This window comes from Xanthomonas sp. SHU 166 (assembly GCF_000364685.1).
GTDB classification, from domain to species: Bacteria; Pseudomonadota; Gammaproteobacteria; order Xanthomonadales; family Xanthomonadaceae; genus Xanthomonas_A; species Xanthomonas_A sontii.
Genome location: NZ_AQOJ01000695.1, coordinates 1 through 621 on the forward strand (window position 1 = coordinate 1; position 621 = coordinate 621).

The following is a 621-nucleotide window of genomic DNA, read 5'->3' on the forward strand; positions in this document are numbered from 1 at the left end:
GGCAGGTCGACCACGAAGCGGGTGCCGGCGCCGAGGCGGCTGCGCAATTCGATGCGCCCGCCCATCGCCACCGCCAGTTCCTGGCTGATCGCCAGGCCCAGGCCGCTGCCGCCGTAGCGTGCGGCGGTGCGCGGCCCGTCGGCCTGCTCGAAGCGCTGGAACAATCGCGCCTGCTGTTCGGCGTTGATGCCCGGCCCGGTGTCGGCGACTTCGAAGCGCACGCCCTGCTGCGGCTGCAGCGGCGCCACCCGCAACTGCACGCTGCCGTGCTCGGTGAACTTGATGGCGTTGTTGAGCAGGTTCAGCAGGATCTGCCGCACCCGCGTGGCGTCGCCGCGCGCGGTGACCTGCGGCGGCATGGCGTTGTCCAGGGCGAAGGCGAGGTCGCGGCTGCGCGCCATCGGCCCCATCATGGCCTCCAGTTCGGCGATCAGCCGGCCCAGGTCGAACGGCTGCTGTTCCAGTTCCAGGCGCCCGGCCTCGATCCGCGCCAGGTCCAGCGCATCGTTGACCAGACGCAGCAGGTGCGAGCCCGCGTCGCGGATCGATTCGGTGTAGCGGCGCTGCCTGGTGTCCAGCGGCGTGGACAGCAGCAGTTCGCTCATGCCCAGCACCCCGGTC

The 621-nt window shown here is 71.5% G+C and carries 1 protein-coding gene; it reads right to left on the minus strand.

Features of this window, described 5'->3' with window-relative positions:
- The coding region (locus tag D180_RS16340; protein ID WP_017913641.1) for an ATP-binding protein at positions 1-621 on the minus strand (621 nt) is incomplete at both ends.